The 21,936-nt window shown below is 64.9% G+C and carries 29 protein-coding genes and 2 tRNA genes; 6 read left to right on the top strand and 25 right to left on the bottom strand.

Going from position 1 to position 21,936, the window contains the following annotated elements; translation table 11 throughout:
• Window positions 1-26 precede the first annotated feature (26 nt).
• From rpsB to HARCEL1_RS03335, 13 genes are all read right to left on the bottom strand, one after another.
• Window positions 27-851: a 30S ribosomal protein S2 gene (gene rpsB, locus HARCEL1_RS03395; RefSeq protein WP_108381196.1), complete on the bottom strand. Its 825-nt coding sequence runs from the start codon at window positions 849-851 to the stop codon at window positions 27-29.
• 1 nt (window position 852) lies between these two features.
• The gene (gene eno / locus HARCEL1_RS03390; protein WP_108381195.1) at window positions 853-2,058 is read right to left on the bottom strand and encodes a phosphopyruvate hydratase; all 1,206 of its coding nucleotides are present in this window, start codon (window positions 2,056-2,058) and stop codon (window positions 853-855) included.
• Between the two features lie 16 nt (window positions 2,059-2,074).
• Window positions 2,075-2,251, bottom strand: a complete 177-nt coding sequence (locus tag HARCEL1_RS03385; RefSeq protein ID WP_108381194.1) for a DNA-directed RNA polymerase subunit K — start codon at window positions 2,249-2,251, stop codon at window positions 2,075-2,077.
• Window positions 2,251-2,445 carry a DNA-directed RNA polymerase subunit N gene (locus HARCEL1_RS03380; RefSeq protein ID WP_108381193.1) on the bottom strand — a complete coding sequence of 65 codons (195 nt, stop codon included), beginning with the start codon at window positions 2,443-2,445 and terminating at the stop codon, window positions 2,251-2,253. The genes HARCEL1_RS03385 and HARCEL1_RS03380 overlap by 1 nt, the downstream gene beginning before the upstream one ends.
• A 12-nt stretch (window positions 2,446-2,457) precedes the next feature.
• Entirely contained in the window at window positions 2,458-2,856 is a 399-nt protein-coding gene (locus HARCEL1_RS03375; RefSeq protein ID WP_108381192.1) for a 30S ribosomal protein S9, read from the bottom strand.
• On the bottom strand, window positions 2,850-3,287 hold the full coding sequence (locus tag HARCEL1_RS03370; protein WP_108381191.1) for a 50S ribosomal protein L13: 438 nt from the start codon (window positions 3,285-3,287) through the stop codon (window positions 2,850-2,852). The genes HARCEL1_RS03375 and HARCEL1_RS03370 overlap by 7 nt, the downstream gene beginning before the upstream one ends.
• On the bottom strand, window positions 3,284-3,634 hold the full coding sequence (locus tag HARCEL1_RS03365) for a 50S ribosomal protein L18e (protein ID WP_108381190.1): 351 nt from the start codon (window positions 3,632-3,634) through the stop codon (window positions 3,284-3,286). Before HARCEL1_RS03365 ends, HARCEL1_RS03370 begins: the two co-directional genes overlap by 4 nt.
• 18 nt (window positions 3,635-3,652) lie before the next feature.
• Window positions 3,653-3,737 (bottom strand) — tRNA-Leu (locus HARCEL1_RS03360).
• 110 nt (window positions 3,738-3,847) lie between these two features.
• Window positions 3,848-4,591, bottom strand: a complete 744-nt coding sequence (locus tag HARCEL1_RS03355; RefSeq protein WP_108381189.1) for a DNA-directed RNA polymerase subunit D — start codon at window positions 4,589-4,591, stop codon at window positions 3,848-3,850.
• Between the two features lies 1 nt (window position 4,592).
• Entirely contained in the window at window positions 4,593-4,973 is a 381-nt protein-coding gene (locus HARCEL1_RS03350; protein ID WP_108381188.1) for a 30S ribosomal protein S11, read from the bottom strand.
• 2 nt (window positions 4,974-4,975) lie between these two features.
• Entirely contained in the window at window positions 4,976-5,485 is a 510-nt protein-coding gene (locus tag HARCEL1_RS03345) for a 30S ribosomal protein S4 (RefSeq protein ID WP_108381187.1), read from the bottom strand.
• The gene (locus tag HARCEL1_RS03340) at window positions 5,482-6,006 is read right to left on the bottom strand and encodes a 30S ribosomal protein S13 (protein ID WP_108381186.1); all 525 of its coding nucleotides are present in this window, start codon (window positions 6,004-6,006) and stop codon (window positions 5,482-5,484) included. Before HARCEL1_RS03340 ends, HARCEL1_RS03345 begins: the two co-directional genes overlap by 4 nt.
• A 17-nt stretch (window positions 6,007-6,023) precedes the next feature.
• Window positions 6,024-6,106: transfer RNA gene (locus HARCEL1_RS03335), tRNA-Ser, on the bottom strand.
• 422 nt (window positions 6,107-6,528) lie between these two features.
• On the opposite strand from HARCEL1_RS03335, the gene HARCEL1_RS03330 reads away from it, so the two are divergent.
• The 3 genes from HARCEL1_RS03330 to HARCEL1_RS13935 all read left to right on the top strand — a co-directional run bounded on the left by HARCEL1_RS03330 (window position 6,529) and on the right by HARCEL1_RS13935 (window position 8,599).
• Window positions 6,529-7,641 (top strand): OBG GTPase family GTP-binding protein, encoded by a 1,113-nt coding sequence (locus HARCEL1_RS03330; protein WP_108381185.1) that lies wholly within the window; start codon window positions 6,529-6,531, stop codon window positions 7,639-7,641.
• A 66-nt stretch (window positions 7,642-7,707) separates the two neighbouring features.
• A complete protein-coding gene (locus HARCEL1_RS13715; protein WP_233357394.1) occupies window positions 7,708-8,439 on the top strand; it encodes a hypothetical protein in 732 nt (243 codons plus the stop codon).
• Window positions 8,357-8,599, top strand: a complete 243-nt coding sequence (locus tag HARCEL1_RS13935; RefSeq protein WP_394337425.1) for a TGS domain-containing protein — start codon at window positions 8,357-8,359, stop codon at window positions 8,597-8,599. The genes HARCEL1_RS13715 and HARCEL1_RS13935 overlap by 83 nt, the downstream gene beginning before the upstream one ends.
• A gap of 855 nt (window positions 8,600-9,454) precedes the next feature.
• Here HARCEL1_RS13935 and proB read toward each other — a convergent pair.
• The 3 genes from proB to HARCEL1_RS03305 are packed head-to-tail and all read right to left on the bottom strand — an operon-like array spanning window position 9,455 to window position 11,287.
• Entirely contained in the window at window positions 9,455-10,288 is an 834-nt protein-coding gene (gene proB / locus HARCEL1_RS03315; RefSeq protein ID WP_108381182.1) for a glutamate 5-kinase, read from the bottom strand.
• Window positions 10,281-11,051: a pyrroline-5-carboxylate reductase gene (gene proC / locus HARCEL1_RS03310; protein ID WP_108381181.1), complete on the bottom strand. Its 771-nt coding sequence runs from the start codon at window positions 11,049-11,051 to the stop codon at window positions 10,281-10,283. Before proC ends, proB begins: the two co-directional genes overlap by 8 nt.
• A gap of 47 nt (window positions 11,052-11,098) precedes the next feature.
• On the bottom strand, window positions 11,099-11,287 hold the full coding sequence (locus HARCEL1_RS03305) for a hypothetical protein (protein WP_108381180.1): 189 nt from the start codon (window positions 11,285-11,287) through the stop codon (window positions 11,099-11,101).
• Between the two features lie 149 nt (window positions 11,288-11,436).
• Here HARCEL1_RS03305 and HARCEL1_RS03300 point away from each other — a divergent pair, with 149 nt between their 5' ends.
• Window positions 11,437-11,799, top strand: coding sequence for a DUF5658 family protein (locus HARCEL1_RS03300; RefSeq protein WP_108381179.1), 363 nt, complete (start codon window positions 11,437-11,439; stop codon window positions 11,797-11,799).
• Here the strand turns inward: HARCEL1_RS03300 and HARCEL1_RS03295 are convergent.
• Window positions 11,796-13,190: a sensor histidine kinase gene (locus tag HARCEL1_RS03295; RefSeq protein ID WP_108381178.1), complete on the bottom strand. Its 1,395-nt coding sequence runs from the start codon at window positions 13,188-13,190 to the stop codon at window positions 11,796-11,798. The two genes, HARCEL1_RS03300 and HARCEL1_RS03295, sit on opposite strands and share 4 nt — an antisense overlap.
• 105 nt (window positions 13,191-13,295) lie before the next feature.
• On the opposite strand from HARCEL1_RS03295, the gene HARCEL1_RS03290 reads away from it, so the two are divergent.
• Both HARCEL1_RS03290 and HARCEL1_RS03285 read left to right on the top strand, forming a co-directional pair.
• A complete protein-coding gene (locus HARCEL1_RS03290) occupies window positions 13,296-14,039 on the top strand; it encodes an NRDE family protein (RefSeq protein WP_108381177.1) in 744 nt (247 codons plus the stop codon).
• Between the two features lie 25 nt (window positions 14,040-14,064).
• Complete coding sequence (locus tag HARCEL1_RS03285) at window positions 14,065-14,409, top strand: helix-turn-helix transcriptional regulator (RefSeq protein WP_108381176.1); 345 nt, start codon at window positions 14,065-14,067, stop codon at window positions 14,407-14,409.
• Window positions 14,410-14,561: 152 nt separating this feature from the next.
• On the opposite strand, the gene HARCEL1_RS03280 is transcribed toward HARCEL1_RS03285, so the two are convergent.
• The 8 genes from HARCEL1_RS03280 to HARCEL1_RS03245 form a co-directional block, all read right to left on the bottom strand.
• A complete protein-coding gene (locus tag HARCEL1_RS03280; RefSeq protein WP_108381175.1) occupies window positions 14,562-14,933 on the bottom strand; it encodes a hypothetical protein in 372 nt (123 codons plus the stop codon).
• 39 nt (window positions 14,934-14,972) lie between these two features.
• The gene (locus tag HARCEL1_RS03275) at window positions 14,973-15,644 is read right to left on the bottom strand and encodes a hypothetical protein (protein ID WP_108381174.1); all 672 of its coding nucleotides are present in this window, start codon (window positions 15,642-15,644) and stop codon (window positions 14,973-14,975) included.
• A gap of 51 nt (window positions 15,645-15,695) precedes the next feature.
• Entirely contained in the window at window positions 15,696-16,001 is a 306-nt protein-coding gene (locus tag HARCEL1_RS03270) for a hypothetical protein (RefSeq protein WP_108381173.1), read from the bottom strand.
• Between the two features lie 56 nt (window positions 16,002-16,057).
• Window positions 16,058-17,398: an alkaline phosphatase family protein gene (locus tag HARCEL1_RS03265; protein WP_108381172.1), complete on the bottom strand. Its 1,341-nt coding sequence runs from the start codon at window positions 17,396-17,398 to the stop codon at window positions 16,058-16,060.
• Window positions 17,399-17,785: 387 nt separating this feature from the next.
• On the bottom strand, window positions 17,786-18,463 hold the full coding sequence (locus HARCEL1_RS03260) for a hypothetical protein (RefSeq protein ID WP_233357393.1): 678 nt from the start codon (window positions 18,461-18,463) through the stop codon (window positions 17,786-17,788).
• 80 nt (window positions 18,464-18,543) lie between these two features.
• Window positions 18,544-18,924, bottom strand: coding sequence for a hypothetical protein (locus HARCEL1_RS03255; RefSeq protein ID WP_159077001.1), 381 nt, complete (start codon window positions 18,922-18,924; stop codon window positions 18,544-18,546).
• A 100-nt stretch (window positions 18,925-19,024) separates the two neighbouring features.
• Complete coding sequence (locus tag HARCEL1_RS03250; protein ID WP_108381169.1) at window positions 19,025-19,612, bottom strand: hypothetical protein; 588 nt, start codon at window positions 19,610-19,612, stop codon at window positions 19,025-19,027.
• A 201-nt stretch (window positions 19,613-19,813) separates the two neighbouring features.
• Entirely contained in the window at window positions 19,814-21,928 is a 2,115-nt protein-coding gene (locus HARCEL1_RS03245; RefSeq protein WP_108381168.1) for a hypothetical protein, read from the bottom strand.
• Window positions 21,929-21,936: the final 8 nt, after the last annotated feature.

Here is a 21,936-nt window from a genome sequence, read left to right as displayed (position 1 = left end):
GCGACGAGAAGCAAGCCGCCCGAAGTCTACAGGTCGCTCTCGAAGTCGGCCAGCGCGTACGCCGGTTCGGCGCCGCGGCGGTCGAGCGTCTCGTTGGCGAGCAGCCAGTAGACGACCGACAGCGCCTTGCGGCCCTTGTTGTTCGTCGGCACCACGAGATCGACGTTCCCGATGGTGTTGTTGGAGTCACACATCGCGATGACCGGGATGCCGACCGTGATGGCTTCCTTGACGGCCTGAGCGTCACCGATCGGGTCGGTGACGACCACGACGTCCGGCTCGATGTAGCCCTCGTAGTCGGGGTTGGTCAGCGTCCCCGGGATGAATCGGCCGGTCCGGGCGCGGGCCCCGACGGCGTCCGCGAACTTCTCGGCCGGGTAGCGGCCGTACTGCCGCGAGGAGGCCACGAGGATCTGCTCGGGGTCGTAGTTCGCGAGAAAACTCGCGGCCGTGCGGATGCGCTCGTCCGTGCGGCTGACGTCGAGGACGTAGAGGCCGTCGGTCCGGACGCGGTGGATGAACCGCTCCATGTCGTCGGTTTTCTGCTGGGTCCCGATGTGGACCCCCGCGCCGAGGTAGTCCTCGACGGGGATCAGCAGGTCCGCAGCCTCGCCCTCGGGCATGACGTCCTCGGCGGGCTGCGCGGGGGCGTCCGAAGGCGCCGTATCGGCGCCCTCGGTCTCGTCTCCCGCAGGCTCGACGTCATCCTCGTCGGCCGCTTCGGCGGCGGCCTGGGCCTCGGCGGCCTCCTCGACGATTTCGTCCCCGACGGTCTCGTCGGGCGATTCTTCGACGACTGGCGCGTCGTCGGACGATTCCTCGGTCTGGGCTTGCTCCTCGTCGTCGCTCATATCAGGCGGACTCCTCGATGCGGATGAGTTCGTTCAGCTTGGCCGTGCGCTCGCCGGCGACCGTTCCGGTCTTGATGTACGGCGCGGCGGCGCCGACGGCCAGGTGTGCGATCGTCGTGTCTTCGGTCTCACCGGAGCGGTGCGAGACGACCGACTCGATGCCGTTCTCGGCACCGAGTTCGATCGCGTCGACCGCGTCCGAGAGCGTGCCGATCTGGTTGGGCTTGATCAGAATCGAGTTCGACGACCCCAGGTCGATGCCCTCCTGCAGGCGCTCGACGTTCGTCACGTAGAGATCGTCGCCACAGATCAGCGTCTGGTCGCCGACCCGGTCGGTCAGTTCCGCGAACGCCTCGAAGTCGTTCTCGTCGAGGGGGTCCTCGACGTAGGCGAGGTCGTACTCCTCGACCATCTCGACGACGTAGTCGATCTGCTCGTCGGTCGATCGATTCGACTCGCCCTCGTAGACGTACTCGTCGGCGTCGGCGTCGTACATCTCCGCGGCGGCCATGTCGAGGCCGAACGAAATTTCGAAGCCGAACTCCTCGCCGACCTCGTTGGTGGCCTCTTCGAGGACCTCGAAGGCCTCGTCGTCGCCGATCGGCGGGGCCCACGCGCCCTCGTCGCCTTTGTTACAGGGAATGCCTCGCTCTTCGAGGATCGAACTGATCCGGTCGTGAACCTCCGCGTTCGCGAAGATCGCGTCCGTGACGCTCGGTGCGCCGACCGGAGCCGAGAGGAACTCCTGGATGTTGGTCGCTTCCTCGGCGTGTTCGCCACCGCCGACCACGTTGCCCAGCGGCGTGGGGAACTGGTCACCACGGAACGCGCCACCGAGGTGCTGGTACAGCGGGAGGCCGAGTTCGTCGGCCGCGGCCTTCGCGGCGGCCATGCTGATCGCGACCGCGGAGTTCGCACCGATCTCCGAGAAGTTCTCCGTGCCGTCGGCGGCGTGGAGCACACCGTCGACCGCGCGCTGGTCGGCGGCGTACACCTCGCCCTCCAGGCGGGGGACGACGTGGTCGCGGGCCGTCGCGATGGCCTCGCTCGCCGGCAGTTCGATCGCTTCGTGCTCGCCCGTGGAGGCACCGCTCGGGGCCGCACCGCGGCCGAAGCCACCGTTCTCGGTGGTGACTTCCGCTTCGACGGTCGGGTTTCCGCGCGAGTCGAGGATGCGTCGCAGTCGTACGTCGGTGATAAGTGTCATGGATTGAGTGTATTCGCTATTGCTCTCTGTTGATCGTAAACGGGAGGACGCCAGCGTCGTACTCCTCGGCGGCGATGAGGATCGGCTGGGTCTGGTCGGTGTCGATCAGTACCGGTGCCCCGTATGCCACCTGCAGCGCCCGCGCGCCGAGCATACGGGCTTTCTCGTATCTGCTGGTCGTTTGGGGGGGCATTATTGGTAGGGGGCCACGATATCGACGAGGTCCTTATGCGAGACGAGCATGCGCCGACAGCAGTGTCGGTCCACCCCGAGCTCGTCCAGGACGGCTTCGGGATCCTCGTCGCCCTCGCGGGCGCGGTCTTTGAACTCCTCCCACTCGTCGGCGACGACGGTGCCACAGGTGAAACATCGGACCGGTACCATCATGTTCCGATCACCTTAGCGGTAAGATTTTTGGTATCGAGCGCGGGCGCCGGGACCGCCCCACTTCTTGGCCTCGGGCTGGCGCACGTCGTTGACCAGCAGGGTGCGGTCGAACGACATGAAGGCGTCCCGGAGTTCCGCGTCGTTGGTGTGTTCGACGAGGCCGCGCGCGATGGCGGTCCGGGCCGCGTCGGCCTGGCCCATCACGCCACCGCCCTCGACGGTCACCTCGACGTCGACGGCTTCGCGCAGGTCGTCGGCGGCGATGCGGAACGGCTCGAGCATCTTGAGTTTCGCCAGCTCCGGGTCGACCAGTTCGACCGGGCGGGAACCGATACGGACGCGGCCGTCACCCTCGGAGACGGTCGCGCGGGCGACGGCGGTCTTCTTCTTGCCTGAGGTGTTCGTTACCATGTCACGGAGCCTCCAATGCGTTCGCTGACCTCGCCCAGCTGGACGAACCGGATGTTCGAGAGCCGATCCAGCGAGGTGTCCTCCAGAACCGTCCCGGAGTCGTCGTAGGGGTTGCCCACGTACACCCGGACGTTCTCCAGAGCGGTCCGACCGCGAGGCTTCTTGTGGGGCAACATTCCCCGGATCGATCGCTTGAACAGCGCGTCCGGTCGCTTGACCGAGCGCGGCCCCCGATCGGAGCCGATCTCGACACGGGTCCGGAAGGTCTCGACGATGTCCTCGTCGTCACCCGTGATGACGGCGTCTTCGGCGTTGACGACGGCGATCCGTTCGCCGTCGAGCGCGCGTTCGGCGACCGTGCTGGCGACCCGCCCGAGGATGCAGTCCTTGGCGTCGATCACCGCGTCGGCCTCGAAGGTGTTGGCGTTCATCGGATCACCCGGACGTTCGAGCCCTCGGGGTTGCGGATGAGGGCTTCTTCGAGCGAGAGCGTCTCGCCGGACTGTTCGATCTTCGTCTCAGCCGTCCCGGAGAAGTCCACTGCGGCGACGCGAACCTCCGTCTGGAGTGCGCCAGCCCCGAGGACCTTGCCCGGCACCACGACGGTCTCGTCGTCCTGGGCGTAGCGGTCGATCCGCCCCAGGTTGACTTCGGCGTGTGTGCGCCGGGGTTTCTCGAGTCGGTCTGCGACCGTGCCCCAGACGTCCCCGCCGGACCGCCGGGCGGCCGCCTTCAGGTCGGCGATGAGACTGTGGAGTCTCGAATTAGTATTACTCATAACGTCCCTCCTGAAAAGTGCAGGGAGCAGGATTTGAACCTGCGGACCCCTACGGGACAGCGCCCTGAACGCTGCGCCGTTGGCCTGACTTGGCTATCCCTGCGCGCATCGATTGGTTTCCGATCGACCCACATACCCCTTTCGGTCGGGACGGACGCGACGCTCGCACCGTCTCGGGCAGCGCCGGTCGTCTCGGGGGTGTGGTGAGTCATCTTACAGTTGGACTGCGTCGTTCAATTGGTCCGCGCGATTCCCCAGAGATTCGACGGCGTCGAGCACCAGGCGTTCCGCCGAGAACGACTCGTCGGTCTCGACGTGGAACACGAACGCGTTCTCGATGTCCTCGACGTGGACTGCTTTGTCCGGGTACAGTTCGGTCAGGTCGTGATCGAACTCCTCGGTCGGGATCAACTCGCCGTCGTCCTCGACGACGCCGCGCACGATCTGGCGTTCGTCGTCGGCGTAGGCCTCCCGGTCGCCCTCGACGACGACACGCTGGAGGTGTCGATAGCCGACCGCGACGCCACCCTGGTGTTTGGCGTGGGTCCGCCCGGAGTCGAGCACCGCCTCGGCTTCGAGTTCGATCCGCTGGTCTTCTTTGAGGTCGATGACCGGAATCTCGTCGTTGGCCGGCACGATCGCCTCGTCCGTCGAGACCAGATCGCCCGAGTAGGCCGTCGCCGGCCCGGAGACGTCCAGAGAGAGCGTGACGGTGTCACCCTCGACGTAGCCCGACTCGGGGGTCGTCAGCGGGACCAGCCCCAGACGGAGGCCGATCTGCTCGTCGAACATCACGCTGGTGTTCTCGATGACGCGGATCGTGTCCACGCTGAACGTGGGCACGTCCGCGACCATCGCGCGGCGGATGCCGTTCGCGAACGCGGGCGTGATGCCCCGGACGAGAAACCGGGCGCGATCGTGGTCGTGCTCGATGAACGTGACGTCGTACTCGGCCATGCTAGAACCCGCTCGATTTCGGACTGCGCGTCCCGTCGTGCGGGATCGGGGTCACGTCTTCGATTCGACCGATCTCCAGGCCCGCACGGGCGAGTGCCCGGATCGTGGCCTGCGCGCCCGGACCCGGGTTCGTCTGCTCGTTCCCACCGGGGCCGCGGACACGGACGTGGACGCCGTCGATGCCCTGCGCGAGGACGTTCTCGGCGACTTCCTCGGCCATCTGCATCGCGGCATACGGCGAGGCCTCGTCGCGGTTCTGCTTGACGACGGTCCCACCGGAGGACTTCGCCAGCGTCTCCGAGCCCGTGAGGTCAGTCACAGTCATGATGGTGTTGTTGAACGATGCGTGTACGTGAGCGACCGCCCATCGTGAGTCGGACATGATCAGGCTTCCTCCGCACGTTCGGGGTGGAGTTCGTCCGCGAGCGGACTGTGCTCGTCGAACGAAACGAGAGTCTGCTCCGCGACGGCGACCTTCCGGGAGGGACGCGTCTGGCGTTGGCCCTCGATCGTCACGTGACCGTGGGTGACGAACTGTCGGGCCTGATCGATCGTGTTCGCCAGGCCCTTCCGGTAGGCGACCGTCTGGAGGCGGCGTTCGAGCACGTCCGTCACTTCGAGCGAGAGGACGTCGTCGAGACTGTCCTGCTCGTCGAGGATGCCCAGCCGCTTCAACCGGCTGAGGAACTCCTCGGCCTCGCGTTCGTCGGCCGACCGGCCGAGAAGCTTTCGGGCCTCGCGGCGGTAGCCACGCAGTTCGGACTGGGCGCGCCAGAGCTCCTGTTTGTTCTTCAGCCCGTACTCACCGACGAGACGGCTCTCGTCTGCGATGCGTTCACCCTGGAACGGGTGGTTCGGCGTCTCGTAGAAGGCGGTGTTGGATCCGAGGCTCATTCGTCATCCTCCTCTGCGGCTTCCATCTCGGCCTGTTCTTCCTTGATGGCCTCGACGTTGACGCCGATCGTCCCTTCGGACCGGCCCGTCGATTTGGTGCGCTGGCCACGAACCTTCTGGCCGCGCTTGTGGCGAACGCCCTTGTAGGAGTCGATCATCTTCATCCGGTTGACGTCCTGTCGTCGGGTGAGTTCGAGGTCGTTGCCGATCTCGTGAGTCGTCTCACCGGAGAAGAAGTCGTTCTGGTGGTTGGCCATCCACTCGGGGACGTGGTCAGCGAAGTTCTCGACGTGATCGACGATCGACTCGATCGTGTCGTCTTCGAGCCGGCCGAGCGTCTCGCGTCGGTCGATGCCGACCTCGTCGGCGATGAGTCGAGCGGCCCGACGGCCGATGCCGTCCATGTCCGAAAGGGCACGCTCGACGGATTTCGTCCCGTCGAGGTCTGTCTGTTCGATCCGGACGAAGTAGCGAAGATCCTCGTCCTCGCTCTCGTCCGCGTCTGGGTTGTCTGCACTCATGTGTGGGTGTGGTGAACCGTCGTGGCGGGGATTCGAACCCCGGAGGCTTCACGCCACATGGTTAGCAACCATGCGCCTTGGGCCGCTTGGCTACCACGACGCGCTGTCTGGTACTGACGCCCGCTGTGGGACTCGGGAGCCGGTCTCCCTGCACGATGCGTGACTGTCTGTTCGCGTCCCCTCACTTAAGGCCACCGAACGACGGGCACGGCGTCACGGGCTGACGGGGTCCTGAAAAGGGGCAGACCTCCGATGGCTCGGTAGCTCGATGTTCAAACGTTTTCTATCCCAGCCCGCATAGGGATATTTACGACGTTGAAAGAATCGCCGGACGACGATTCACGAGACCTCCGAGCCCGAGTTCGTCGGATTATCGAAGAGGATCGTGAGCTGTTCGACGAACTCGACGAGTAGAGCCGCCTCTTTTCGTGTCCGATCGGTATTTCGGGAGTCCACGTGAGCCCACACCCGGACCGGCCCCGAAGAACACGTTTTTGATCGGGACCGACGGAGAGCCTGACGATGGGGCTCGAGGAGGAGATCCGGGAACTCGAAGAGGAGATCGCCAGCACGCCCTACAACAAGTCCACCGAGGCGCACATCGGCCGGCTCAAGGCCAAACTCGCGGAAAAGAAAGAGAAGCTCGAAGTCCAGCAGTCGGGGTCCGGCGGCGGTCCCGGATACGCCGTCGAGAAGACCGGCGACGCGACGGTCGCGCTCGTGGGCTTTCCCAGCGTCGGGAAGTCCACGCTGATCAACGCCCTCACGAACGCCGACAGCGAGGTCGGCTCGTATGAGTTCACGACGCTGTCGGTCAACCCCGGCATGCTCCAGTATCGCGGCGCGAACATCCAGTTGCTCGACGTGCCGGGCCTGATCGAGGGCGCGGCCGACGGCCGCGGCGGCGGGACCCAGGTGCTCTCGGTCGTCCGGACCGCGGATCTCGTCTTGTTCGTGCTCTCGGCGTTCGAGATCGAACAGTACGAGCGCCTGCGCGACGAACTGTATGCGAACAAGGTTCGGCTGGACACCGAGCCCCCGCGGGTGTCGATTCGAGTCAAACAGCAGGGCGGCATCGAGGTGAACGCGACCGTCGATCTGGAGCTCGACGAGGAGACGATCAAGAGCGTCGTCCGCGAGCACGGCTACGTCAACGCGGTCCTCACGATCGGTGAGCAGATTACCGTCGACGAACTCATCGACGGCCTGATGGACAACCGTGAGTACCTCCCCTCGCTGGTCTCGGTCAACAAAGCCGACCTCCTCGAACCGGGGCTGATCGAAGGCGTCGAGGCGGATCTGCGCGAGGTGGGTGTCGATCCCGAGGAGGCGATTTTCATCTCGGCGACCGACGAACGCGGTCTCGACGGGCTGACCGATCGGATCTGGGAGGAACTCGGCCTGATCCGGATCTACATGGACAAGCCCGGTCGCGGGGTCGACTACGACGAACCGCTGATTCTCCGCGCGGGCGACACCGTCGAAGACGCCTGCGAGAAACTCGGCGGGCGGTTCGAAGACGGGTTCCAGTTCGGGCGCGTCCGCGGCGAGAGCGCCCAGCATGAGGACCAGCAGGTCGGGCCCGACCACGAACTCCGCGACGAAGACGTCCTCCGGATCGTCACCGATCGGTGAGCCCGGGCGTCAGGCTGACGAGCAACCGTCAGCATTATGTCGGCGCTCAGAACAATACGTGGTGAGATGTTTCTGTATCTCGGAATCGTGGCCGTCGCCACCGGCCTCGCCGCGGTCTATCTCGCAGGGCGAGAGCTGCGCCGTGGGCACCGCGAGTATCGGCGCCGCCGCCGGATCGAGGCAACGACCCCGGTGCCGCCGTCGGCGGTCTCGCCCGGCGAGGAAGCGACCGTCGTCGGGACGCTCGACGCCCCAGACCCGCTGGACATCCCGATCGGGATCGGCGACTGCGTCGCCGTCTTCCTGGACGTCTATCTCGGCCCGAGCGACAACGCGGTCCCGTACTCGAACGAGACCCTCGTGACCCCCTTTACCGTCGAGGGCGAATCGACGTCGGTCGCGGTCGATCCGGAGGCGATCGACGTCCTCACGACGAGCGATCACACCGACCGGTATCGGAGTTCCCTGCTGTTCGACGACACCCCCGAGGACCTCCCGGCAGACGTACGCGCGTTCGTGGCCGAGGAGTGGCTCCCGGAACCGGAGGGCTCAGGCGTCGTCAGATACGAACAGCGGTACGTGCCGGCAGGCACGACCGGCTGTGTCCACGGGACCGTCGAACGGCGAGACGGAGACCTCGTCGTCGGCGGCCCGGACGCGTTCGTCGTCGACGCGACCCCGGAAACGTTTCTCGACCGTCGACCGTCGCTCCTCCGTGGCCCAATCGCGCGAGCCGGAATCTATCTCGGCCTCGCACTCGGGTCGATCGTCGTCGGCATCGTGTTCGCGGCGTTGTGACCGCACGAGCGACGCGTGTGCGAAACTCAGCGGCCGCTTCGAGGACGGGTTCCAGTTCGGCCGCGTCCGGGGCGAGAGCGCCCAGCACGAGGACCAGCAGGTCGGCCCCGACCACGAACTCCGCGACGAGGACGTGCTTCGAATCGTCACCGATCGGTGAGGGAACCGACTCAGTGCAATCACTCAGTCAGCAGCCGATGCGGGCGCTTATCGGCTAAGTCGTTCCTGAACATCCGCCGTCGAAAGGGTTCCACTTTCCGCGAAGAAGTCCTGGACACCAGGTTCCTCGGCCCCACTCGGTCCGAGCGTGAACGCTGGCTCTCTGAGGCGAGTTTCGAGCAACTCTAGCAGCGCCCCCACCTCGATCAAGCGAACTTCCTGCACGTCCGTCCGAGTTTCAGTCGACGGACCGTATTTGGTCACCCAATCAGCCATTATATTCAAAAATATATTACTTTAATGCAATATACGCCTCCCAGAATGCCTTTCGAAAAAGCTCAAATCCGCCGAAGGCGTCGATACAACCAATAACTGCAGCAAACGACTGCAATTGACAATAGCCCGATTGCGAGGAAATCAGCGAGAGGACTCGGGAGTCCAAATTCGGGGATCAAGCCAAAACTATTCTGAAAAAACATCAACTGTATAATTAAAGCTAATGCCCCTATCCGTAGCGACCATCGTTCACCACGAGATTCAGTAGTTCCGGACATACTCATCAACAGATGTTGTCAACAACCTAAATATTTTGATAATATGCCGACAAGTGTAAGACTCGATGAGAGTATTGAGAGTGGCGGATGGCGCATAATCGTCGCGTTCAGTTCTGTGATCGTCCGAAACTATAGATCTATCCAGACCCAGCTACACAATTCTCGTGAGATTCCCAAAACGGATCTATTGGCTTCAAATGACCTCTACAGATGGTCTATACCGAAATATTACTCTCATGTTTATCTGTACACTGGCAAATGGACGGGAAACATTGTTCAAACCGAACCCCCGAGAACGAGACCTACTCCCCGTTCACGGGCACGAAGATCGTCCCGACCGACTCCCCGTCGGCGATCCGATCCAGCACGTCGGGCTCCGCAGAGCCAGCGACGACCGCGGGGATCCCGTGTTCGTTCACGCGACGCGCGCCCTCGACTTTGGTGATGATCCCCCCGAACCCGTCGGTCGCGCTGTCCTGGACGAGATCCTGGACCTCGGCGTAATTTTCACCGACCGCTGCGATTTTCCGGGCGGTGGGATCGCGATCGGGATGGCCCGTATAGACGCCGTCGACGTCGGTGAGCGTCACCAGCAGATCCGCGTCGACACCCATCGCGACCGCCGACGAGAGCATGTCGTTGTCACCGATCTGAATCTCTTCGATCGCGATCGCGTCGTTCTCGTTGACGATCGGGACGACACCCCACTCGAACAGCGTCTCGATCGTGTTCCGGAAGTTCGTGAACCGCTCTGGATCGTCGATGTCCGCCTGCGTGACCAACACCTGCGCGACGGTCATATCGTACCGCTCGAAACTCTCGGTGTAGCGGCGCATCAGGTGGCTCTGGCCGACCGTCGACAGCGCCTGGGCGGCCTCGACGGTGTCGGTCGGGGCCTCGACGCGCCCGTGGCCTGCGCCGATCGCACCCGAGGAGACCAACAGGACCTCGCGGCCGCGATTTCGAAGGTCCGCGATGTCGTCGACCAGTTTGTCGAGTTTGTCGTCGTCGAGATTCGAATCGGCGTCGGTCAGGGAGTTGGTGCCCGCCTTGACGACGACGCGATCGGCGCTCGCCGCCCGCTCGCGTGTCCGTTCGACGACCTCGGGGTCGACGCTCGCGTCGAACTCACTCATGGTCGACCTCCGCGGCGAGTTCTTTCGAGCGGTGCTCGGCGGCGGTGATCGCGGACTGGAGTTGGTCGGCACAGTCCCCGTCCCAGAGCACGTGCATTCCCTCGATGGTCGTGCCGTTGGGCGAGCAGACCGCGTCGATCGACGCCTCGATGCGGCGATCGGACCGCTGGATCGTCTCGGCCGCGCCACGGAACGTCTGGGTGGCCAGCGCCCGCGCGTCGTCGGGGTCCATCCCGCCCTCGACGCCCGCCGTCTGCATCGCGTCGATGAGATAGAAGACGAACGCGGGCCCGCTGCCGTTGATCGCCGTCGCGAGATGCATCAACTCCTCGTCGAGTTCGACGACCGTGCCGAGTGACGCGAACACCGCGCGCGCGTCGTCGACGCCCGGCGGCGTCATCGCGGCGGCCATCTCACCGTACTCCGCCGCGAGGTTCGGCATCAACCGACAGACCGTCGCATCGGTCCGCGCGGCGAGCACGTCGGTCTCGACGCCGGCGGCGACCGAACACAGCGTCTGGTCGGCCGAGAGGTCGAGCGCGTCGAGGACGGTCGTGATCACGTCGGGTTTGACCGCGAGCACGACCAGCGGGGCTGCCGCCGCCTCGTCGATGTCCGCGGTCGTTCGATCGGCAGCTCCGGCGACGGCCTCCAGTGCTGCCTCGTCGACGTCACACGCCGTCACTGTGTACTCGGTGTCCGCGAGGCCGCGGATCAGGGCACTCCCCATGTTTCCACAGCCGATGACACTGACCGAATTCATAGCGGTCGTACGCGTCAGTTCGGTTTACCGACTGTGGTTTCGATTCGTCACTCGACAGTGTCTCCGAACTTCTCGATGAACCGTTCGATGGCCCGATCCCAGGACTCCTCGTCGCCGTTGCGCGCCGGTTCGTGCCCGACGGCCGTGTCCACGTACCCACAGTCCGCACAGACGACCGCCCGTCGTCCCCCGAGTTCGAACGTCTCCAGTGGGCCCCCGCACCGAGCACATGTCATGTGGTCACGTAGGTCGGTCGGTGTCAAAAACGCCGCGGTTCGCCACCGATCCGCTCGGAGGATTCAGGCCCCCCACCGTGGAAAATTAGTATCAATAACAGGAACAGCGACTTAATGAGGGATGCGAGAGAACAGAGAGGGTAGGAAGGATGAGCTTAACAAACAACCGAGTCCCGATCGAGTGGAAGTGGCCCGACTACGGCGAACTCGTCGTATCGATAGTGATAATCTGGGGCTTCGGTGACGTCGTCTCGACACTCGTCGCGTCGGCGGCGTCGGGCACCTTCGCACTCGAAGCGAACCCGCTCATCCGGGCGCTGTTGATCCACGACCCGATGTTGATGATCGCGACGAAAGCGGCCGTCGTCCTGATCGTCGGCCTCGTCTTGCTCGCGATGCGTCCGGTCGTCGAGACGGTCCCGGCCTGGCGCGGGTGGTTTCTGGGCATCAACGCCTTCGGTGGCGTGATCGTCCTGAGCAACGTCGCCGTCGCGATGGTCCATCTGTTCTAGTCTTCCACGCGGACGACGCCGGTGATCGTGACCGCCGCACCCCCGAGTTCGACCGGCGGATCGGCCGTGAGACCGACCGACCAGCCGTGAGCGGACGCGATGGTCTCGACGATGGCGAGTCCGAACCCGGTGTTCCCGGATCGGGTACTCACGCCACGCTCGAACACCCGGTCGCGCTCGCCGGCCGGAATGCCCGGACCGTCGTCGACGACCACGAACCCGTCGGGCAGGTCCGCGACGGCGACGGTGACCGACCCGTCGGTCGTCCCGTGTTCGATCGCGTTCCGGTAGAGGTTCTCCAGCAGTCGAACGAGACGGTCGGGGTCGGCCCGAATCGTTCGGGTCGTCCGCACGTCGAGTGTCGCGCCGTCGGTCGCGACGGAGTCCCAGGCCCGGTGTGCGACGGATGCGAGAGCCACCGCGTTGGGGTCGTCGACGGTCCGGCCCTCCAGGACGAACGAGTGGATCTCACCGATCAATTCGGACATCCGGTCGAGCGACCGGCCGATGGCCCCGACGGCAGCGTGATCGACCGACTCAGCGAGTAAATCGACGTTCCCCCGGGCGACTTCGAGGGGGTTCCGAAGGTCGTGAGCGAGCACCTCGGTGAACGCTTCGAGGCGGTCGTTCTGCCGTTCGAGGTCACGCCGGGTCTGTTCGCGCTCGGTGACGTCCCGGGTGACGCCGACGATGCCGACGACGTTGCCCTCGGCGTCGTATCGGGGGACCTTGCTCGTGCGCGTGATGATGGTCTCACCGAGGTTCGTCGTCGACTCCGCGAGTTCGTCGATCATCGACTCCTCGGTCGCCATCACCACGCGGTCTTCAGCGACCGCCGCGGCAGCGAACGCGGGGTCGTACAGATCGAAATCGGACTTCCCGACGATGTCGGCAGTGTGGTGGTGGGCCTTGCCCGCCGGGCCGGTGATCGTCGACTCGGGGTTCGTACAGAGCATGTCGTCGCTGACGCGGACGTGTCGGCTCCGGCGATCTTTGACGTAGATCGACATCGGCAGGCCCGCCAACAGGCTATCGAGGATCGCACTGTCCCGTTCCAGGTCCGCCCGTCGCTCGTGTCGGTCGGTCACGTCGCGGAGACTCCCGACGAGTGCGCCCCTGTCGGTGCGTCGCCATTCGCTGTCGATCCGACGGCCGTCGGGCGTTCGAAAAGAGAGTGACGCCCGATCGACACAGTCGTCGAGCGCGGTCCGGACGCGTTCGCGGTCGGGCGGGTCGACGGCGACACCCAGTGGCTCACCGACCAGATCCGACCGCTCGAACAACTCACGAGCGGCCCGGTTGGCGTACTCGATCTGTCCGTCGTTCAGACGGATCTGAGCCGTTGGCGAGTGTTCGAGGACCCGTTCGGCCCGGCGTCGACCACGTGACACAGTTCCACCAGGAGACGCAGTAAAATATTCGTTGGGGACAACGAATCCTCGGCGGGATCGATCACCGGGGCGAGTTTTTTCTCACCGGCGCGCGCACGTCCGGACGTGTGTACGATCGTCTGCGCCCACCGGGTGCTGGCGGACGCGGCGGTCGCGGTCGCCGCGAACCGCGACGAGGCGCTCGACCGCCCCGCAGAGCCGCCGCGAGCGCGCGGGTCCGATCCCGTCGTCGTGGCCCCGCGCGACCGCGAGGCGGGCGGCACCTGGATCGGGTCCTCCGCGGCGGGGCTGGTCGTCGCTCTCGCGAACCGGTGGACCGATGGGCCTGCGGGCGACCGCTCGCGTGGCCGCCTCGTCGCGGATGCCCTCGCCCAACCGACGCTCGCCGCGGCGCTGCGGACCGTCGAGCGCGACCTCGATCGCCGCGCGTTCGCCCCGTTCAGCATGCTGATGGCCGACCGGCAGCGAGCCGTCCTGATCGAGTGGACCGGCCGTCTCCGGGTCCGGTCGCTCGCGCGCGGCGTCCACGTCGTCGTCAACGTCGGCGCGGACGGCACCTATGCCGCCTCACGAGATCGGCCGGCGGCGAGTCGACGACAGATGCGCGTCGCAGAGACGCTTCGGGACGCGTTGACCGCCCGGCCCACCGAGCGCGCCAGCGAGTGGCTGGATCGGGCGAGCGAGTGGCTCGCAGACCACCACGTCGGGGCGTGTGTCCACGGCGACGGGTTCGGAACGCGGTCCTCGTCGCTGATCGCACTGGGGTCCGACGCCACGTTTCGGTACGCCGACGGCCCACCCTGCCGGACGCAATTTCGCGACATCGCGGCGCCCGAGGGTCACCTTTAACCGCGCCGGTGTCCCACCGCCAGCCATGAGCGCGACGCCCGAGGACCTCTCGGAGGACGAACGCCGTGGGCTCGAACTCGTCCGCGAGAGCGGCGGTATCCACCAAAGCGAGTTCTGGAAGGAACTGGACGTGAGTTCGCGGACCGGCAGTCGGATCGCCCAGACACTCGTCGACCGGGACCTCATCGACCGCGAGGAGACGGTGTACGACGGCCACAACACGTACCTGTTGGCGCCGACGGCCGCCGATCTGGACTTCTCGCTGTTGATGGCCGGCGACATGCTCTCGCCGTTCGTCGGTGAGGAGAACATCGACGAGCGGACCGACCGGTTCACGCAGTGGCTGATGAATCTGGCCTACGAGGAGTAGCCCGGCCCGACCGACGGCTTCCCCCGCCGGCGAGCAGTCACGACGCTCACTGACCGTCGTGACGCGTGCGTCGAGTGACCACGAGTCGCGTCGCTGGCCGCGTCGTCGGCCCCGAAAAAATGTTCGTGGAACCGGCCCACCAGCGACCCGGGTCAGTCGTCGAGTGCGTCAGCGATCCGGTCGACAGACCGGCGCAGGTCGTGGACCTCGTCACGGAGTTTGCGAAGTTCGCGTTCGACGCCCTCGGAGCCCTCGTTCTCTTCGCCGGGTCGGCCGCCGGGGCCGCCAGGACCGCCACCCATCATCCCGCTCATCATCTGCGCGAACGGGTTGCCACCGCCGCCACCCATGCCGGGCCCACCGCCCATGCCGCCGGGGGCGTCGGCCATGCCGGGCGGGCCCTCGCCGTCGCCCTCTTCGGCGCGCTCCTGGCGAATCTCCTCGACGCGCTCGCGAAAGGACTGCTCGTCGTCGTCGGTCTCGGTTTCGCTCTCTGCGGGGTCGTCTGCGTTGTCCTCGGCCATGTCTCGGCCGAACAGGGCCGGGCCCTAAAACGTGCCGACCTAGACAGCTTCGCAGGTCGTCTCGACGACGACACCGTCGGCAGTCTCGCGCTGGACGTATCGCGTGGTGAGCGCGACCTCCTCGTCGCAGTCGACGCCGGTGACCCGTTCGTCGAGGGGCTCGCCGCTCAGCTCTCGGACGCCGTCGGCGTCGATCACCTGGCCGTCGAGCCCACCGACGACCGCGTAGCTGTAGCCGGTCTCGGGCACCGCGTGGACGACGACGTCGTCGCTGACGCGCGTCATCAGCCGATCGATCGCGCCCTCGTCGGTCACGTGAGGGACGAGCGTCATCGCTCCGACCGGCGCCTCGGCGTTGAACGTCTTCAGGCAGACCGGCGGGTCGAGGGCGAGATCAGCGACCCGTCCCCCGACCTTCAGCGCGTCGAGCACGTCGTTCGAGACGGTCGCCCGGAGCGTCTCGCGGAGCGCGTCGAGGGAGTCATAGCGAGCGCGCAACGTTCGGGTCGCCTCGTCGGCGTCGACCTCCGCGAGCGCGTCGTCGGCGGGGTCCGTGGTCGCGACACCGTCGGTCGGCCCACCCAGGAGGTCCTTGCGAGTCGGCTCGGATCGCATCTCGCCGGTCGCCTCCAGAGCCTCCATACAGCCGCCGCCGTCGATGATCTCGTCGAGCGAATTTCGGTAGTCCTCGTAGTCATCGTCGTCGGTCATTGGCGAGCCTAGCCACTATGGGCACTTAATTCGCGCGCGTGTCGACGACGGTCACTCCTCGTCGTCCTCGTCGAGTTCGTCTTCGATCTCTTCGAGTGCGCGAGCGACGTCGTCGTCGTCCGCACCGGTCGTGTCCTCGGGAACCACGACGTTCGATTCGTCGGCCTCGGGGTCGAGACTCGGCTCCGAGGACTGTCCGAGATCCGCCGCCGGGTCGCCAGCGGGCGGGTCGAGCGCGGCGTGGTGTTCGAGCACCCAGCGAATGTACGCGCCCCGACCATCGAACCCTCGATCCAGAGCCGCTGACTGGAGTTCGTCGAGAAGATCGGCCTCTAGCTCCAAGACGACTTCGGCCATCGCCAGAGGCTACGCCCTCATCGCATATCGGCCTTGCGGCTCGTTGGCAGGGCAGCCTAGACCAGACTCGATCCGTCCATCGACGCGCGCTCGTACTCGATGTCCATCATCGAGAGCAGCGTCGGCGCGATGTCGTACAGATCGGTCTCAGCGATCCGAGCGTCGGGGTCATCGGTCACGAGGGTCGCGTTGTCGAAGCTGTGCATCCCGTTGCGTGGCCCGGTATCGAACACCTGATCGGCGCCTTTGAACCCAGCCTTGAGATCGAACCCGTGGTTGGGAACGACGACGAGGTCCGGTGCGATGTCGCTGTGGTCGCCGCGGTAAACCTCCTCTTTGGTGTAGATCTCGTCAGCGACCGGTGTGCCGTCGGGGCCTTCGAGGTCAGCGAGGGCGTCTTTCAGGTCGTCTCGCACGTCGTCGTACTCCTCGTCGGGAACGGACCCACGCGGTTCACGGCCGTCGAGATTGAGATAGAACCGCCCGGGAATCAGCGAGTACGCCGTCGTGTCGTCCGCGATGTCGGTGAGTGCCTCGTGGTCGTCCTGATAGGACAGCCACCCCTCCCGGCGGAGCCACTCGTTGAGATGCACTTCGTGGTGCAGCGTGGTGAACCCGTGGTCGCTCGCGACGACCGTCGTGACGTCGTCGGGCAGGAGATCCACGAGCGATCCGATGTACTCGTCGACTTGCCGATAGAAGTCGAGGAACTCCTCGCGGTACTCGCCGTCGTGTTCGTAGTCCTCGAACAGGAAGTGGTTCACCCGATCGGTCGTCATGAACACGCCGAAGAACAGATCCCAGTCGTCGGCCTCGATGTAGTGTTCGAAGGCCTCGTAGCGCCCGTCGAGCGTCGCGTGGGCGTCCTTGATGAACTCGGTCTTGTCGGCCTGGTGACCGAGTTTGGCGTTGACGTCGATCTCGTAGTCCATCCCCAGGAGGGTATCGCGCAACTCGTCCGGATAGGCCGCCTCCTCGATGCCCGGCGAGAGAAAGCCCGAGACCATCCGCTGGACGTCACGCTGTGGCGGGAAGGTCACGGGCACGTTCATCACCGTCGCGGAACGATCAGCGTCCTCGACGCGATCCCACAGCCGGGTGGCCTGGACGTCCCGCCCCATCGGCACGTAGGTGTCGTACGAATCGACTTCGCGGTCCTGAAAGCCGTAGACCCCCGTCTCGCCGGGGTTCAGGCCCGTCGTGAGGGCCGGCCAGCACGCACTCGACTCGGGCGGCACGATGCTGTCGATAGCGCCGCCCGATCCCTCCTCTGCGATCGCCGTGAGGTTCTCGAAGACGTCCGGGTTGTCCTCGATCAGACTGTAGGGCACCCCGTCGATGCCGAAGAAGGCGACCCGTGGTCCGTCGCTCGACCGCAACCGATCGATGAGTCCCATACGGGGTCTACCGGAGAAGCCCACATCAAAGTTCTTTTCGTGACGTCAGTCACTAATCGGCGTCAGTCGATCCGCGCTCCCGGCGGTCGGACCGGGACTCGTCGGCGTTGTCGGGGACGACGGTGAGGTGGTCGATGCCGAACGGCGGGCGGTCGGGGGTCATCGACCCCAGATAAGAGCCAGAGCGGGATATAATTACTCATAATTATAACACATGGCCGTGCAGCCGGGGATAACCAGGGCGCATGCAGACGGCACCGGCGACGGCAGTCGGGCCGGTCTGTCCCTCTGAATTCCCCTGACAAGAGTCGTCACCGATGAAAGATTGTCCGACACGTCGGCCATGGAACTGTCGAGGCCGGCATCGGAGACTGCCCGATTGTCCGCTCACCGATCGACAACGTCGTCGACACTCGCGCTCGGTCGGGTGTCGATGCCGTCACCATGGATTTTCAGCTTGCCGTTCCCCACAACGTCGTAGGCCTCTGGCGGTTTCAGCCCCATGTTGAGATAGATATCTCGAATCTGGGCCATCAGATTGGTGACGATAACGTCGGTAAACTCGGCCTCGTAATCGAATTGTTCGTCGAACGCAAGCGGCGGCATGAACAGGTGGATGCGATCCTCGAAGTCGGTCGGCCGGTCACCGATCGTCTTCTCGGTGCCGTCAGGCTCCCGATAGCTGATCCAGAGCGGTTCGATCTCGTCGACGCGGTTGTCGTCGGTGATCGTGAACGTCTTGTGAACGAGGATCGTCGACTCGTCGATGTTCTCGCGGTCGACGTCGATCACCGAGAATGGCTCTCGCAACGCCTCGTAATACTCCCTGAACGCGGGGAGAAACTCGTCCATCGGGTAGTTGAGGATGGCGTCCAGGCCACGGTCGACGTGGTCGGGGTCCCACATCGGATGGAGGATGTCTGCCTCCGGGAACTGGTTGTGGGCGTAGAACTTGGCGACGGCCTCGACCTGGCCCATCAGCGCGTGTTCTTCCTGCGTTCGGTCTTCGGGGTGGTGGGGATAGTCGTCGGTTCCGTGGTACTCTACTTCCCCTGACTTTGACAATTCTATTTGGTGCTCGTACCCTTTCTTATCGGTTACTAAAATACCAATTCGTCCCTTTTTTTCTCCCTTGAATTCTGCATTCATGGTTTGGAATCGTCACCGTCATCATCGTCGTTGTCAGTGAAGATGAGGCCATCACCGGAGTCATCCGCCACATCCGAGTCGTCCGTGCGCTGTTTCTCGTCACTCCCGCGGCCGAGCGTATCGGTGATCGTCTCGGTCGCCCGCGTCTTCATATCGGCCACTCGGTTGTAGGAGTTCCGCGCCGCGTTCGGCACGTTACCGATCGTCCGATTGGCCGCGAACGACGAGACTGCCGCGAACGACAGCAAGGCCCCCGTGCTCGCCACCGCTGTCACCGGATCGTTCGCCGCCGCATCCATCGCCTCTGGGGCGTGTTCGACAGCCGTCTGGGCGGCCTCTGAGGTGGCGACTTCGGTCGCGACCTCCGAGTTCAGCACCGCCTCGCCAATCTTCGGCCCGGACCACACTGCGGATGCTCCGGCGAGTCTGCCGCCGATGGCCTGACTCACGCCAATCGAAAATCCGCGTCGATCGCGACTACTCGAGGACCTCGTCGGCACTCGCACTGGGCGATTTGTCGATGCCGTCGCCGTGGATCGTCATCTTCCCGACCCCTTCGACCATGTACTCCTCGGGTGGTTCGAGCCCCATGTTCCAGTAGATATCCCGGATCTGGGCCATCAGATGCGCGACGATGACCTCGTTGAACTCCGACTCGAACGCGAAGTCGTCGGCAAAGTCCATCTGGGGGAGACTCAACAGGATGCGGTCCTCGAACTCGCGAATCCCGGGCCCTTCCGCGATCTCGCCGCGGTCGTCGTGGATGTAGTTGATCGTCGTCGGTTCGACCTCACCGATCTGGTCGTCCTCGGTCAGCGTGAACGTCTTGCGGACGCGGATCGTATCCACGAGGATCTCGTCAGCAGGGGCGTCGATCCGCGACAGTGGGTCCCGAATCGCCTCGTAGTACTCGCGGAACTGCTCGTTGAACGTCTCGAGCGGGTAGTCGAGCAGTGCGTCGAGGCCACGAGCGACGTGCTGGGGGTCCCACATCGGATCGAGGATGTCCTCCTCCGGGAACTCCAGGTGGGCGTAGTATTTCGCGAGCGCCTCAACTTGCCCCATCAGGGCTTGTTCTTCTTCGGATCGGTCTGCGGGCTTTGTCGGATAACTCCCTTCTTCGTGGTTGTGCTTTTCTATGTCACCGCTCCATTCCACATTGACAATATGTCGTATGTCATGTTCGTCTATTACTTCAACGCCAATTGCCTTGTCGTCCTTCCCAAGGATTTTGAGATTTACACTGCCATCCATAATTAACACTAATTACTCACTGCCCGTTGAGTCGTCTTCATCATCTTCGGTTCCTTCGAATCGATTCTCTGAGGTATTGGCCTCAGACTCATCTGGCCCATCCGACCCATCGGGATCGGACCCACCGCGACTGAGGCGCTGTTTGACACCCCTGACCCGGTTGCCGCCCACTTCGACGGCCGTCCCGAACCCGGACGCGACGGTGTCGTGGGCCTTCGCGGCTCCCCGTCGCCCGACCGCTACCGCCATGCCCCAGCCACCTTGCTTCAACGCGGCTGCGCCGAACGGCGCGACACGACCCGCGGCCTCGGCGGCATCACCGACTCCAGGAATGCCCAGGACTTGCCCGACGGCCTCGCCACCCACGCGAGCCACTGGGCCGGCGACTTCGCTCGCCGGGACGCTGAGCGTCGAGAGGACTCGCGAATCGGAGAGTGCATCGCCGACGGTCCCGTCTTCTATCTTCTCGATGCCGTCGTTGTACCAGTCACCAAACTTGTCTTTGATGCTCTCTTCGGCGACTTCCTTCGAGATCGGAATATCGCCGTCGTCGGCCAGGCGCTGGACGACGAGATCCTTGCGTTTCAGATCGCGTGCTTTCTTGCGATCGCCATCGGCGGCATCGAGATAGTACTCGTCCGACTGGACGAGGCCGTCGGCGTCGGCCTCTTCGGGATCGACATCCAGCGGGTCGGGCTCACCGTCATCACTCTCTGCGTCGGCCTCGCTCGTCTCGTCGGGCCCAGCCGGTGCGGTCGCCGCGGCGGTGCTCTCGTCGGCCAGCGACTCGATTTTGGATTCGAGTTTTGCGATGCGCTGTTCGAGGTCGCGCGTCGAAGGCCCGTCGTCGCTCGTGCCCTCACTCGCGCCAGTCTCGCCGTCGTCAGGTGGCGGACTCCCTGGGCTCCCACCAGTGCTGGCACGCTCGTCGGTGCTGTCGCCAGTCTGGGTCGCCTCAGTCCCAGCGACGACGGCCGCGTCGTCGGCCGTGCCGGTCGAGTCGGACGTTCCGGTCGAGTCGATCTGGCTAGTCTGTCCGTCGTCGGGAACGTCGGCGTACTCCTGGCCGGCGGTGTCGCCAGCGGCGGCAACCGGCTCTGGCGCGTCTGCGATGGAGTCGTCCATGCCGGTGTTGCTGGAGAACGACTGGCTGTCGTCGTCGCCCTCACCAATGCCGGGGACGAACCCGCCCATCGTGCCCATGAGCGCGCTATCGGAGCCACCGAGGCGATTCGTGGCCTTCGAGCCGACCCGCTTGCCCCCACGAGCGCCCTTCTTGGCCAGCCCGGCGGCCATATTCGCCGCAGCGCCCATGCCGGCCGTGGAGAGCGCGCCGAGCATGAGCATGGTGACGATCATGGCGATGGCGAGCATCCCGCCGAAGGGGAAGGTGATCTGCTGGATGGTGGTGACCATCGAGGCGGAACTGGAGTTGAAGGCGGCGTCGGTGGCGACGGGGGCGGCCCCGCCCGCGGCGCTGGCGGACGTCTCGTTGGCGACGCCAAAGTCGATGTTGTTGACCTTGATGAGTTCGACGCCGAGACGGAAGAGTGCGGCAATGATGAGGCCGAGCGGGATGAGCATCCCGGTGGCCTTGAAGAGCTTATCGGAGAGCTTCTTGCCGTACTTCATGGGACCGACGTCGAACACCCAGAAGGTGAGCAAGAGCGGCAAAATGGCGATGGTGAGGTAGACGACGATCTGGCGGGAGATCAAAAGGAAGTACATGAAGAGGAGGCCGAGACCGACGAGGGCGCCGATGAGGACGAACAGGCCGATGATGGCGATGGCGAGCGTGCCCCCGGAGAGTGCGGCCAGGCCGATGGCGGCCCCGCCAGCGGCACCCCCAGCGGCGAGGAGACCGGTGATGGCACTGATATCGACGAGTGTGAAATCGAAGAGGTCGGCGGGATTGAGAATGTAGTCGATGGCGGCGTTGTGGGCCATGAGCACGTAGGCCATGAGGCCGTATTCGGTCCCGCCGCCGGTGAGCGAGGGGTTGACGGCGACGAGGAGGATCAGGGCGGCGAGCGCGCGCTGGCCCAGTCGGTAGGGGTCATCAATGGACGGGAAAGACGCCCGGCTCAGGGATGGGGCGAGCGCGGGACTGCTGACGGCGACGCTCACGGTTCAGG

The organism is Halococcoides cellulosivorans, from assembly GCF_003058365.1.
GTDB lineage: Archaea > Halobacteriota > Halobacteria > Halobacteriales > Haloarculaceae > Halococcoides > Halococcoides cellulosivorans.
The sequence above is the reverse complement of the archived record's forward strand: the minus strand, read 5'-3'. Positions and strand labels throughout refer to the sequence as shown.